We start from the raw sequence: 13,958 nt of genomic DNA, 5'->3' as shown, positions 1-13,958 counted from the left end.
AAATTTAAAGTAAATAAATATTTAAAATTTATTCTACGGTTACACTTTTTGCTAAATTTCGAGGCATATCCACATCGTTGCCAAGGCGCACAGAAATTTCAAGGGCTAGAAGTTGTAAGATTATCATCATTTCGAAAAATTCAGCCATCGGGCTGGTTTGGTCGCTGGTTTTGATAAAATCATCTGCTAGGTCAAATTCCTTTGGACTAATCGCCAAAATATACGAATCCCTAGCGGCAAGTTCTTCGACATTGCTTTTGGTTTTCTCATATAGCAGAGATTGTGGCATTAGCGCGATTGTGAAAAGGTGCTCGTCAGCCAGCGCGATTGGGCCGTGTTTCATCTCGCCACTTGGATAGCCCTCTGCGTGGAGATATGAAATTTCTTTTAGTTTGAGTGCGCCTTCAAGTGCAAGCGGATAGAAAATATCCCGCCCGATAAAGAAAAATCCATGTCCGTGCAAATAGTGCTTGCTAAGGCGGTAAATTCGCTCTTGCAGGCGCGGATTTATTTTTAAAATTTGCGGAATTTTAAGCATTGTTGAAATTTGCTCGTTTTGCTCGTCTGTGCCGATAGTTTTGCGCAACCTTGCAGCATAGACGCTTAGCATCCATAGCACCATGACCTGCGTAGCAAAGGCCTTTGTGCTAGCCACGCCCTTTTCGATACCGGCGCGAGTTAGGATTACACTGCCTGCTAAGCGCACGATTGAGCTGTTATCGACATTGCAGATTGCTAGGGTTTTTAATCCTGCTTCTTTGGCGATTTTTAGGGCTTCTAGGGTGTCGGCTGTCTCGCCACTTTGGCTAATTACGATAAAAAGCGCGTTTGGGTTTAAAAACGGCTCTTTGTAGCGAAATTCGCTAGCGATTTCGATTTTGGTGCGAATTTTGGCTAGTCTTTCGAAAAGATACGCGCTAACTAGCGCAGCATGGTAGCTCGTGCCACACGCACAAATCATAATCTCATCTACACCCTTAAACAAATCAGGCGAAATTTCATCAAATTTAATATCCCCAGCCTTTATCACGCGCCCCATCATGGTCTCTGTGATGACTTGGGATTGTTCGTAAATCTCTTTTTCCATGAAAAATCTATAACCCTCTTTTTGCGCGTAGCCCTTGTCTTTCGGAAGTTCGCCGTAGTTTGGAGAGATTTTTTTGCCGTTTTGATATACACTGATTTCATCGCTATTAGCCACGCCATACACGCCGTCATCTAGGTAGGTAACCTTGCTAGCTAGTCCGATTAATGGCGCGTCTGATGAGCTAAACAAAACCTCGCCACTCTCGCCAAATCCCACGATTAGTGGAGCTGCGTTTTTGGCGAAAAATATCTTCCCAGGCGCTGCTTTTGTGATTAAAAGCGTAGCGTAAGCCCCGTGCAAGCGCGCAATCGTAGCCTCGTAAGCCTTAAATGCGTCAGCGTGAATTTTATAGTATTTTTCAAACAAATGCACGATGACCTCAGTGTCTGTTTGGCTTAAAAACACCACGCCCTCGCTACTAAGCTCATCTTTTAGCTCTTGGTAATTCTCGATAATTCCATTATGCACCACAAAGCTAAATTCGCCAAAATGCGGGTGAGCGTTTAGCTCGGTCGGTTTGCCATGAGTCGCCCACCTAGTATGCCCAATCGATACTCCAAAACACTCGCTGCTAAAATCAGCCATTTTTTCATCTAAATTTTTTAGTTTTCCAACAGCCTTAAAATATGTAATATTCGCATTTTCCATGCCCTCCATAATAGCGATTCCAGCGCTATCATAGCCTCTGTATTCAAGCTCTCTTAGACCATTTAGGACGATATTTTTTTTCTCTTTATTTCCGATATATCCTACGATTCCGCACATTTTTAAATTTTATTCCTTTCAGTAAAATTCGCAAAATTATAGTAATTTTTCGTAAATCGTTAGAAAATTTTTAAAAAATTAGCTAGATTAAATTTTAAAACTATATAATTACGATTTAAATTTTAGGAAGTTTTATGGAAATATTAAAAAAATTAGAAAATAATGAAAGATTAAATTTCGATGAAGCGACCAAATTGTGGGACTTAGACCTTTTCGACCTAGCTAAATTTGCAAACGCAATCCGCGAGCAAAAAAACGGCAAAAAGGTGTTTTTCAACTCAAATCGTCATATAAATCCTTCAAATTTGTGCGCTGATACCTGTAAATTTTGCGCTTTTTCGGCTCATCGCAAAAACGAGAAGCAATCTTACACAATGAGCAAAGATGAAATTTTGGGCATTGTGGCTGATACTGTGGAGAGAGGCACCAAAGAGGTGCATATCGTAAGCTCGCATAATCCAAATTTAAAGCCTGAGTGGTTTTTCGATTTATTTAGCACTATAAAATCTAAATTTCCAAATTTGCATATCAAAGCAATGACCGCAGCCGAGGTGGATTTTTTCAAGCGAAAATGGAAAATGCCTTACGAAGAAACGCTAAAAAATATGATTGCTAGTGGCGTAGATAGTATGCCTGGTGGCGGGGCTGAGATATTTGATGAGGGCGTGAGGGAGCAGATTTGCAAAGGAAAGGTAAGCTCGGCAGATTGGCTAGAAATACATAAAATTTGGCATAGGCTTGGTCGCCAAAGCAACGCAACTATGCTTTTTGGCCATATTGAAAATTTCGCTCACCGCACAGATCACATTTTGCGAATTCGCGATCTTCAAGATGAAGCTCTTAAAAACGGCAATGGCGGCGGATTTAACGCATTTATCCCGCTTGTGTATCAAAGAGAAAATAACTATTTGCAGACGCCTAAGGCTATGGGTTCGGCTGAGGTTTTAAAAACAATCGCAATCGCTCGAATTTTGCTAGATAATGTCGCGCATATCAAGGCGTATTGGGCGACTTCGACGCTAAATTTAGCCTTAGTGGCGCAAGAATTTGGCGCAGATGATATCGACGGCACGATTGAGAACGAAAGTATCCAAAGTAGCGCAGGCGCGCAGAGCAAAAAGGGTGTGAATAAAAAAGATTTTATCGATTTAATTCAAACTGCCGGATTAATCCCAGTCGAGCGCGATAGTTTGTATAACGAACTTCAAATTTATGCGAGTTAAAAATGGAAATTTTACTAAGTAGCCTGAATTTATATATCATCGGTATCGGTGTTATACTCTTTATCAGTGTTTATGCTAGTAAAATTTCCGAAAAAATCGGGCTTCCGCTTTTGCTTGTGTTTTTAGGTTTTGGTATGCTGCTTGGTAGTGAGGGCATTGTGGGGATTGAATTTGACAATCCGCATTTAGCACAAGCTGTGGGGACAATCGCCCTTGTTTTCATACTTTATAGTGGCGGATTAAATACCAAATTCGAACACATTAAAAGCGTTATGGTAAGCGGGGTTTTGCTTGCGACCATTGGTGTTTTGCTGACTGCTTTGATAATGGCGGTTTTTATACATTTGGTTTTGGGTTTTGCGCCACTTCACGCACTTTTACTTGGCTCGATTATATCTTCGACAGACGCTGCGGCTGTGTTTATGATTTTGCGAAGCCAAAAAATCAAGCTCAAAAATGGCTTAAATGAACTTTTGGAGCTAGAAAGCGGTAGCAACGACCCTATGGCGATTTTTTTGACAATCGCTATTTTAAATTTGATAGTTTTAGCCCAAGATACAACGATAGAAAAAATGATAATGCATTTTTTCTTGCAGTTTGCAGTGGGCGGAGTTTTGGGCATTGCGTTTGGGTATTTGTTCCCTAGAATTTGCATAAATTTACGCCTTATGCAAACAGGACTTTACCCGCTAATTAGCATTGCGTGGCTACTTATAATGTTTGGGCTAAGCTCGCATTTGGGTGGTAATGGATATTTAAGCGTCTATATGGCTGGGGTTTTGGCGAACAAATACGCATTTCCAAACAAAGAAAATATCATAGCATTTCACGAAGTGATTGCGTGGATGATGCAAATCGTCGTATTTTTGACCCTTGGGCTTTTGGTTTTTCCATCAGACCTGCCTCAAATCGCGCACAATGCGATTATTTTGTCGCTGGTTTTGATTTTTATAGCTAGGCCAGCTAGCGTTTTTATCTCACTTATCAAAAGCAAATATTCCAAATTTGAAAAATTTTATATTTCGTGGGTAGGGCTAAGGGGTGCAGTTCCTATCATACTTGCGACATATCCTTATGTTTATCATTTAGAGGAATCTCATATTATTTTTAATATCGTTTTCTTTATGGTTTTAATCTCGGTTTTAATCCAAGGAACGACTATAAATTTTGCAGCAAAAAAACTAAATATCACTGAAAAGGACGGCGATGACTTCGTTATTTAAGTTAGAAGAGAACAAAACTTCTATCAAGCAAGAGTTGAATGCGGGAATTACCACATTTTTGGCTATGATTTACATAGTGCCTGTAAATGCTATCATTATGAGCCAAACAGGCATGCCATACGAGGCGCTAGTTACTGCAACTGCGCTAATTACGATATTGGCGACGCTTTTTAATGGCTTTTTTGCAAATACGCCTGTTGCACTTAGTGTGGGTATGGGCTTAAATGCGTATTTTACATTTGGGCTTTGTATGGGGGCGCAAATTCCATGGCAAACAGCCCTTGGAATCGTGTTTTTGAGCGGATTTTTATTTACTGTTCTTTCATTTACAAATTTCCGAATTTGGGTTATCAAATCAATTCCGCTTGATTTGCGTCGCGCGATAAGTGCCGGTATTGGCGCATTTATCTGCTTTATCGGGCTTAAACAAATGGGCATTATCGTAGCCGATCAAGCTACCCTTGTCGCTCTTGGCAATTTGCGCGATCCGCTTGTTTTGCTTGGTCTTGGCGGACTTACTATCATGATTTTGCTTTTTGTTTTGCAGGTAAAAGCTTCGTTTATTTTGGCGATTTTGATTACCTCTGTGATTGCGTGGGTGTTTGGGATTTCGCCTAAACCAGAGGGTATCATCTCGCTTCCTGCTTCAATCTCGCCGATTTTTGGACAGCTTGATATCATGGGCGCGCTAAAACTCGCGTTTTTGCCATTTATCATCACATTTTTTGTAACTCACCTTTTCGATAGTATTGGCACGCTAACTGGTGTCGGAAATAGGGCGAAAATTTTTAGCGACGAAGATCCAGAGGGTATGAAAAAACTAGCGCGAAATTTAACTGCCGACGCTGTTGGCTCAGTAGGTGGCGCGATAGTGGGCACTAGCACGGTTACGGCATTTGCAGAAAGCGCAAGTGGTGTCGAGGCTGGCGGTCGCACTGGTCTAACTGCTGTGTTTGCGGCGGTTTGCTTTATTTTGACGCTATTTATGCTTCCGCTTTTTAAAGCGATTCCAAGCAACGCGATTTATCCAGTTTTGGTAATGGTTGGAATTTTGATGTTTAGCGAGCTTGGCAAGCTTGATTACAGCGATATTGGAATTTTAATTCCAGCGTTTTTTATCGTTATGCTTATGCCTTTTACATATTCGATTACAAATGGTCTAAGCTTCGGATTTATCAGCTATTTGCTTGTGCGCTTGGTGCAAAGAAGGTTTAGCGATATAAATTTGGGCGTTTTGGTGCTAGCTGGAATTAGTGCGCTGGTATTTATTTTACATTAATAAGGAGAAAATATGAAATTTTACAGCTTTGAAGAACTTGATAAAGATAGTAGAATCATTGCCAAGCAGGTGCGCGATAGCTTCGCGCCTGACGCGATTGTAGCGATTGCGCGTGGCGGGCTGACATTTGGTCATGCGCTAGCAAACGCACTTGATATGAGGACGATTTTTTCAATCAACTCAATCCACTACGCAGATACGCAAAAGCTCGATACAATCGATGTTTTCAATATCCCTGATTTGGAACTTTATAAAAGAATTTTGCTAGTCGATGATATTATCGATAGTGGCGATAGTATGGTCGAAATCAAGCGCGTTTTAGAGGAAAAATACCCTAATGCTGAGATTAAAACAGCGGTGATTTTTTACAAAAGCAAGGCGCTAATCCAGCCTGATTTTAAAATCAAAGAGACCGATGAGTGGATTAACTTTTTCTGGGAAAATTACAAAATAGAAGAGTAAATTTTAAAATTTAGAAGTGGGCTGTGAAGAATTTTAATTTTTTGATTTTATATTTTTGTGCGGTTTTAGCAATGTGCATTATGTATGCGCCACAGCCCTTGCAACCGCATTTCGAGCAAATTTTGGAAATTTCAAAATTTAAAGCATCGCTTTTTACCACTGCGATTTTAGCCCCGCTTGCATTTGCTTCGATAATTTATGGCTATATTTTAGAAAAAGTTTCGATTAAAAATGTCCTAGTGGGGGTGTTTTTTGTATTTGGTGCGAGCGAAATTTGCTTCGCTTTGGCGGATAGTTATGAAATTTTGCTTACTATTCGCATAATCCAAGGCTTCATCGTCCCAGCGGCCCTGACTGGGATAATGAGCTACATCTCCCAAAGTGCAAACAAACAAAACCTAGCCAGCGCAATCGGCGCGTATGTGGGTATGACGATAGCTGGGGGATTTATCGGGCGATTTTTGAGCGGATTTTTTACCGATTTGTTTGGGTGGAGATTTTTCTTTTTTGTGCTTGGGGTGCTTGCATTTGGCGTGAGCGCGTTGCTTTATAAAATTTTGCCTGTGATTAAAATCAGCCTTGTAAAGCCTAAAATTCGCAACATAGCCCAAATTTTATCAATTCCGCGAAATATCTATATTTTTTGCGCGATTTTTGGTATGTGCTTTGTCTTTCAAGCTACGCTAAATGTTTTGCCATTTGAGCTAAAAAGACTTCTTGGCGAATTTAACGGCTCGAAAATCGGCTTTATGTATTTTGGCTATATCGTGGGAGTTTTTATTTCCTTTAATGTCGCGCGAATTGCAAATTTTTGCAAGGGTCCGACAAACGCGATTATGATAGGGTTTTTGATATATTTCATCGCGCTTTTGCTTTTGCATGTGGAGAGCTTCGGGGTGATTTTTGGCTCGATGATAGTGTTTTATTTCGGCTCGTTTATGGCGCACTCGGTCGCCACTGCGCATGTCAATAAAAAGGCCACCGCTCACAAGGGCATTACAAACGGACTTTACATTAGCTTTTATTATTGTGGTGGGGCTTTGGGGAGTTTTGTGCCTGGATTTTTGTATGATAGCTTTGGCTGGGGAGCCTTTTTAAGCGCGCTTTGCGTGGTGGTTATGGCGTCGATATTTTTTATATGGAAACTAAAACGATATGAGCTTAGAAAAATTCATTAAAAACGAAATTTTAATCCTAGCGATTTTGTTTTGTGCTGACGCGTTTTTTTTGATTTACGCCATATCAAATTTAAGCATAAGCTACTACGAGGCTGAAATTTTTTATAACCAAAACAGCCTAACTTCGCTCATAGCAAATGTTTCGTGCAAAATTTTTTCTCAAAATGATTACGCGCTAAGGGCGCCTTTTTTGATTTTGCATTTCATAAACTGCGCCTTGATTTATAAAATTTCAAAATTTACCCTAAAACGCAGATTTGATAGACTTGTCGCAACTGCGCTATTTATGGGGCTTCCTGCCTCGATGAGTAGCGCGATTTTGCTAAATCCAGCCGGCATTATTATCTTTGCTACGCTTTTGGCATACTATTTTGCCAAAACCAAAAACTGGGGTGCGTTAATTGCTATTTTGGTGCTTAGCGCCTTTATTGATAGGGCGTTTTTTATGCTTTATATCGGTTTTGGAATTTGGGCTTTGAGATCTGGGAAGCGAGAAATTTTCGTGCTAAATTTGGCTCTTTTTGTATTTAGCATAGTCTTTTATGATATCGGCACACAGGGCAAACCGCGCGGGTATTTCCTAGACGCTCTTGGCGTATTTGCGGGGGCGTTTTCGCCTTTTGTTTTTTTGTTTTTTGTCTATGCGATTTATCGAATTTGGATTAAAGAAAACAAAGATTTGCTCTGGTATATCGCTACTAGCGCGTTTTGTTTGGCACTAATTTTTTCGCTTAGACAGCGTGTGGCTATGGAGATGATGCTACCATACTGCGTGATTGCGACGCCATTAATCGTGCGGGTCGTGTTTAATTCATACAGGGTGAGGCTCCCTAGATTTCGCTCTTTTCACAAATTTGCGCTTGGTCTTAGCCTTTTTAGCTTAGTTTTTAGCTATTTTTCTGTGATTTTTAGCGACGCGATGTATGTGGTGTTTTTCCAAAATCGCCCTAGCAAACATTTCATTTATAAATTTGATGTGGCAAAAAATTTAGCTAATGAGTTAAAAAAGCGCGGGGTTGCAAGCGTGCTTTGCGATGATGAGCAAATGCAGCTACGGCTTAAATTTTATGGTATAAACAAAGGTTTTGACGCCATAATAGAGGAAAAAAATGAAAGAAATTTCGATCAAAGTATTGATATTTATAAACTAGGCGTTCAAATTGCGAAATTTTATGTTAAAATATAGCGAATTTTTATGAAAGGTAAAAATTATGAGAAAAGGTTTCACATTAATTGAACTTGTTTTTATTGTAGTTATAGTTGGGATACTTGCAGCGGTTGCAGTTCCCCAAACAGAGCGAAATGCCCTAGTCGAAGCGAGTGATCAGCTCGTATCACACATACGCTATACACAACAATTAGCGATGTATGATAATAAATTTGACGCAAATGATCCTAATTGGTATAAGAAAATGTGGAGGATTCAATTCCACAACCATAACACCGCTACTTCTGCGAGAGGATGGAGATATACTATCTATGAGGATACTACCGCAAGTGGTAATCCAAACAGCGAAAAGGAAATCGCCAGAGATCCGCAAAATCCAGCCAGACTTTTAACATCTGGTTTTGCAAGCCAAGGTTTTAATAAAAAAGGCGAGTTGATGAATAATAAGCTAAATTTACAGGGCAAATACGGCATTACAAATATCGCTTTTGCTGGTTGTGGCGAAAATGGCAATCAAACTATTTCATTTGATCATATCGGACGCCCAATGGGGCAAGTAAGTAGTTCTAAGACGCCTTATGATAAGGTGTTTGTCGAGGATTGTAATGTAACGCTTACAAATGACGCTGGTGATAGCTCTGTTATTACCATACGCCCTGAAACTGGCTATGTTTCATACAGGCTAAGTGGCGCAGATATCAGCCAATAATATAATTTTAACCCAAGGAAAAAGATGAAAAAATACATACTAACGCCTATTTATTATGTCAATGATGTCCCGCATATCGGGCATGCTTATACTACGATTATCTGCGATACTATGGCTAGATTTTATCGTTTGCAAGGGCATGAGGTTATCTTTAAAACCGGCACTGACGAACATGGACAAAAAATCGAAGAAGCCGCTGCTAAACGAGGCAAAACACCGCAACAATACGCAGATGAAATCAGTGCGAAATTCAAAGAATTATGGGATAAATTCGAAATTTCTTACGATATGTATTCAAGAACGACAGATAAAAATCACGAAATAGGCGTGCAAAATGTATTTCGCAAAATGTATGAAAACGGCGATATTTACAAGGGCGAATACGAGGGGAATTACTGCGTTAGTTGCGAGAGTTTTTTCCCGTCAAATCAGCTAATAGACGGCGAATACTGCCCTGATTGTGGCAAAAAAACTAGAATTTTAAAAGAAGAAAGCTATTTTTTCAAACTCAGCGCTTATGGCGATAGGCTCTTAAAATGGTATGAGAGCGATAAGTGCATTTTGCCTTTGGGTAAGAAAAATGAGGTTATAAGCTTTGTAAAAAGTGGCTTAAAAGACCTTTCTATCACACGCACAGGCTTTGATTGGGGTATTAAAATTCCAAGCGAACTAAAAGACGATAAACATGTGATTTATGTTTGGTTGGACGCGTTGATGGATTATCTCACTTCCATAGGTTATGGTGTAGATGACGCTAAAATGGACTTTTGGGGCGACACGCTTCATATAGTCGGCAAGGATATTTTGAGATTTCACGCTGTGTATTGGCCGGCGTTTTTGATGAGCTTAAATTTGCCTATGCCACGCACTATCGCAGCGCACGGCTGGTGGACTAGGGACGGACGCAAAATGAGCAAAAGCTTAGGCAATGTCGTAAATCCTGCCGAAGTGGCCGAGGCTTATGGTTTGGAGCAGTTTAGATACTTTTTGCTCCGTGAGGTGCCGTTTGGTCAAGACGGCGATTTTTCGCAAAAAGCTATCATTAGTCGCATAAATTCAGAACTTGCAAACGAACTTGGAAATTTATTAAACCGCATTATCGGTATGAGCGCGAAGTATTCGGCAAATATCATAAACTCCAAAGATATCTTAAAATACTACACAGACGAGATAAATGAGGCAAATGCTTTGATAAGCTCGGCGATTGCTCAACTTGAAGAAGTCGCGACAAATCGCTATTTAGAGGAGCTTTGGAAGGCTCTTGCGCTGGCAAATGGCGCGATTGCAAAATACGAGCCGTGGAATTTGATAAAAAATGGCGAGAGCGAAAAGGCAAATGCGCTTGTGGCGCTTGTAGCCAATATTTTGGCCAAAGTTGCTGTGCTTTTAAGCCCTGCAATGCCAAAAACTGCGGATAAAATCGCCTCTGCGCTGGGATTTAAAATTTCAACTGAAATTTACGAAAAACTCTGTCTTCGTGGCGAGTTATTGGATTATAGCGCGAGTGCGTGCGAGCCGCTGTTTGCGAAGGTAGAAAGTGAGCTTATGAGCAGACCAGAGGCAAGTGTCGAGCCTAAAAAAAATGAAAACGCTGAGGCGCAGATTAAAATCGATGATTTTGCAAAATGCGTGATTAAAGTAGGCAAGGTCTTGGAGTGCGAAAATATCGAGGGTAGCGATAAATTGCTAAGATTTATGATTGATTTAGGCGAGGAAGCTCCACGCCAAATCATCAGCGGTATCGCTAAATTTTATAGTCCAAAAGAACTAATTGGCAAACAAGTCTGCGTCCTAGCAAACCTAAAACCAGCCAAAATTTTCGGCCACATTAGCCAAGGTATGATTTTAAGCGCAGAAGACGGCAAACTTACGCTTCTTGGCACACAAAGCGAAGTAAAAAACGGCGCGCGAGTAGGGTAGGTTTGTGCTGTTTATCTCCCAAATTTCGGCACAAATTTTGCTAAAATTTAGCGCGAATTTACGCATTTTGGCGATTAAACAATGACAAATTTAGCCAATCTAGTCCGCATTGTAAATGGAAAAATGCTAAACCGCCCGAGTGTTTCGGCGGTGGAGAGTTTTTCTATTTGTGCGCATAAAATTCACAAAAAAGCAGCCTTCATAGCGGTAAATGCGAGCGCAAAAGATGTCGAGACGGCTATTGCAAACGGCGCTTATGCCGTGATTTTTGATAGTTATTTTAAGGTTAGCAACGACGAGGTCGCCTTTATCAAGGTCGAAAATTTAAATGTTGCCTTGCTTAGAATGATTAAATTTTTAGGCGATATTTGGCGTCATCAATTCGTGCTAATTGATGAAATCCAAGCCTCGATTTTGCGCTTCATCAGCGTGCCAAAAAACCTGATTTTTGCCCCAAACACGCTTCACGAGCTTTTTATTCATCTAATCAGCCACGAGCAAAAGCACATTTATTTCACCAAAAATAGGGAATTTTTACAGCTTTTAGAGATTAGCTATCAAAAAATCGAAAAAGATGAAAATTTAAGCGAAACTTATAGCGGATCGATATTTTATTCGAGTTTTATTTATGATGAAATTTATTATTCAAATTTAGTTTTTCCGCAAATTTTCCTGCCAGATTTGTGTGGAATTTTGAAATTTTTGGGGCGCAAAAATATCGAATTTAGACTTCAAAATTTCAGTGCTCTAAGCCATTTCGAGCCGATTTTCGTGGATAAATTTTTAAATATCACCCCTTTTGGCGAGAGTTATCGCGCCTTTATCATCGAAAGTGATAAAGAGCTTTTTGTGCGCGCGGCGCAGTATTTGCGGGCAAAATTTAGGGATAAAATTTTAATTTGCGCGAGCTGGGACGATGAGTTTGGCGAAACCGCAATCGATTTTAGATTTTCAAAACTCGAAATGCTAAAAACAATCCCAGAGTTTCACTATGCCCTGATTTACGGCAACCGCGCCGATATAGTGAGTTTTTTGAGCCAAAAACCGCGCGAGAAAAATCTGTTTTTTTAAATTTAGGAGGCGTGAATGAAAAGTGTAGAAAATATAGAAAATCTCATTACAAGCAATCATTGGATTCACAAACTCCACAAGGCTGGGCTTTTGCGCATTATCGCTGAGCCTTGCGATATAGATTTACAAATCGCTCATATCAGCTATATCGAGGTGAAAAAGCCAAATTCGCAAGCTCTGCTTTTTTTAAATCCGACAAATTCATCTGGGGCGAAATTTGCGCCGGTGCTGACAAATGTTTTTGGAAGTTTCGAGGCGCTAAATTTGATTTTAGGCCGTGAAGTAGAGGAAATCGCAGGCGAAATCGAAGCGCTTTTAAAGCCAAAAAAACCAAAGAATTTTAAAGAAAAAATCGATTTTCTCTCGTATTTAGTATCGCTTCGCAAGGTTTTTACGAAAAGAAAAAAAGTGCAAGGCGAGTGTCAGCAGGTCGTGCATACTGGCGCGGATGTCGATTTGGGCGCGCTTCCTATTCTAAAAACTTGGAAAAATGACGGCGGAGCGTTTATCACTATGGGGCAGGTTTATACGAAAGATTTAAACGGCGATACCCAAAATTTGGGCATGTATCGCTTGCAAGTCTATGATAAAAACCGCCTTGGCATGCATTGGCAAATTCACAAGGACGGCGCGCATTTATATCACGAATACGCGCGCGCTGGGCGCAAAATGCCAGTATCAGTGGCGATCGGTGGCGATCCGCTGTATATCTGGTGCGGTCAAGCGCCCCTACCAAAGGGTGTTTTCGAGCTTTTACTCTATGGTTTTATCCGCAAAGAGCCAGCCTGCCTAGTCAAATCTATCACAAACGATATTTATGTTCCGCATGACGCGGATTTCGTGATAGAAGGCTTCGTCGAGCCTGGCGAGATGTGCGATGAGGGGCCATTTGGCGATCATACGGGCTTTTATACGCCGATTTTGCCGTTTCCGGTGATGAGAGTGGAGGCTATCACACACAAGACAAATCCGATTTTTGCCGCCACGGTCGTGGGCAAACCGCCACTAGAAGATAAATTTATGGGATACGCCACGGAGCGCATTTTCTTGCCGCTTTTTCGCACGAGCGCGCCTGATTTGATTGATTATCGTATGCCTGAAAATGGGGTTTTCCATAACCTGATTTTGGCTAAATTTAGCTCTCGCTACCCAGCACACGCACAGCAGTTAATGCACGCATTTTGGGGTGTGGGGCAGATGAGCTTCGTAAAACACGCTATTTTTGTGGGTGAAGATGCGCCAAATTTGGGTGATTACAGGGCGCTAGCAAAATTTATTCTTGATAGGATTTCGCCTAGATCGCTCACATTTAGCGAGGGTGTGTGCGACCAGCTAGATCACGCTAGCCCAAATGCGTGCTTTGGCGGTAAGCTTGGTATCGATGTTTCGCAGCCTAGCGCGAGTCCTGCGCCACAGGTGCTTAGCGATGAGGATTTGTTGGAGAGCTTTCATAATATCAAAAAAGATGTAGTCTCCTTAGCGCAGCACTTTACCGAGTGCAAAAATCCCTTTGTGCTTGTGAATTTGAAAAAATCTTCGAGCGTGAGGGAGACCTTTGAACTGCTTTGCAAGGAAGCTGGGGCGAATTTTAAAATTTTGATTTTCACAGATGAGAAAAACGACCCAAACAACCTGTATATGAGCCTTTGGCGTGTGGTGAATAATATCGACGCTCTGCGCGATGTTTTTATAAATGGCGAGCATATCGGAATCGACGCTACTAGCAAGGGCGCGCAGGACGGGTATGATAGACAGTGGCCAGGCGAGACGCTGTGTTCGCGCGAAGTGCTAGAAACTCTGGTAGCTAGGGGGCTTATCGAGCGCGACGAAGAGTTTTGGCATAAATTTGAAATAGTTTAAATTTGGAGATTGG

At 41.0% G+C, this 13,958-nt stretch carries 11 protein-coding genes; 10 read left to right on the top strand and 1 reads right to left on the bottom strand.

Going from position 1 to position 13,958, the window contains the following annotated elements; genetic code table 11:
• Positions 1-28: 28 nt before the first annotated feature.
• Positions 29-1,852, bottom strand: a complete 1,824-nt coding sequence (glmS, locus tag OFO01_RS05370) for a glutamine--fructose-6-phosphate transaminase (isomerizing) (protein WP_270859164.1) — start codon at positions 1,850-1,852, stop codon at positions 29-31.
• A gap of 134 nt (positions 1,853-1,986) precedes the next feature.
• On the opposite strand from glmS, the gene mqnE reads away from it, so the two are divergent.
• From mqnE to OFO01_RS05320, 10 genes are all read left to right on the top strand, one after another.
• Entirely contained in the window at positions 1,987-3,075 is a 1,089-nt protein-coding gene (mqnE, locus tag OFO01_RS05365; protein WP_270859163.1) for an aminofutalosine synthase MqnE, read from the top strand.
• Between the two features lie 2 nt (positions 3,076-3,077).
• Positions 3,078-4,298 (top strand): potassium/proton antiporter, encoded by a 1,221-nt coding sequence (locus OFO01_RS05360; protein ID WP_270859162.1) that lies wholly within the window; start codon positions 3,078-3,080, stop codon positions 4,296-4,298.
• The gene (locus tag OFO01_RS05355) at positions 4,282-5,577 is read left to right on the top strand and encodes an NCS2 family permease (RefSeq protein WP_270859161.1); all 1,296 of its coding nucleotides are present in this window, start codon (positions 4,282-4,284) and stop codon (positions 5,575-5,577) included. Before OFO01_RS05360 ends, OFO01_RS05355 begins: the two co-directional genes overlap by 17 nt.
• A 12-nt stretch (positions 5,578-5,589) precedes the next feature.
• Positions 5,590-6,039 (top strand): phosphoribosyltransferase, encoded by a 450-nt coding sequence (locus tag OFO01_RS05350; RefSeq protein ID WP_270859160.1) that lies wholly within the window; start codon positions 5,590-5,592, stop codon positions 6,037-6,039.
• A 23-nt stretch (positions 6,040-6,062) separates the two neighbouring features.
• Positions 6,063-7,217, top strand: coding sequence for an MFS transporter (locus tag OFO01_RS05345; protein ID WP_270859159.1), 1,155 nt, complete (start codon positions 6,063-6,065; stop codon positions 7,215-7,217).
• Positions 7,195-8,403 (top strand): hypothetical protein, encoded by a 1,209-nt coding sequence (locus tag OFO01_RS05340; protein ID WP_270859158.1) that lies wholly within the window; start codon positions 7,195-7,197, stop codon positions 8,401-8,403. The genes OFO01_RS05345 and OFO01_RS05340 overlap by 23 nt, the downstream gene beginning before the upstream one ends.
• Positions 8,404-8,428: 25 nt before the next feature.
• Positions 8,429-9,094, top strand: coding sequence for a pilus assembly FimT family protein (locus OFO01_RS05335; protein ID WP_270859157.1), 666 nt, complete (start codon positions 8,429-8,431; stop codon positions 9,092-9,094).
• Between the two features lie 24 nt (positions 9,095-9,118).
• Positions 9,119-11,014, top strand: coding sequence for a methionine--tRNA ligase (gene metG / locus OFO01_RS05330; protein WP_270859156.1), 1,896 nt, complete (start codon positions 9,119-9,121; stop codon positions 11,012-11,014).
• A gap of 81 nt (positions 11,015-11,095) precedes the next feature.
• A complete protein-coding gene (locus OFO01_RS05325) occupies positions 11,096-12,085 on the top strand; it encodes a hypothetical protein (protein ID WP_270859155.1) in 990 nt (329 codons plus the stop codon).
• 15 nt (positions 12,086-12,100) lie between these two features.
• Complete coding sequence (locus tag OFO01_RS05320) at positions 12,101-13,945, top strand: menaquinone biosynthesis decarboxylase (RefSeq protein WP_270859154.1); 1,845 nt, start codon at positions 12,101-12,103, stop codon at positions 13,943-13,945.
• The last annotated feature ends 13 nt before the right edge of the window (positions 13,946-13,958 follow it).

The organism is Campylobacter sp. JMF_01 NE2 (assembly GCF_027737365.1).
Classification (GTDB): domain Bacteria; phylum Campylobacterota; class Campylobacteria; order Campylobacterales; family Campylobacteraceae; genus Campylobacter_B.
This window is presented reverse-complemented; position numbering and strand designations above follow the sequence as displayed.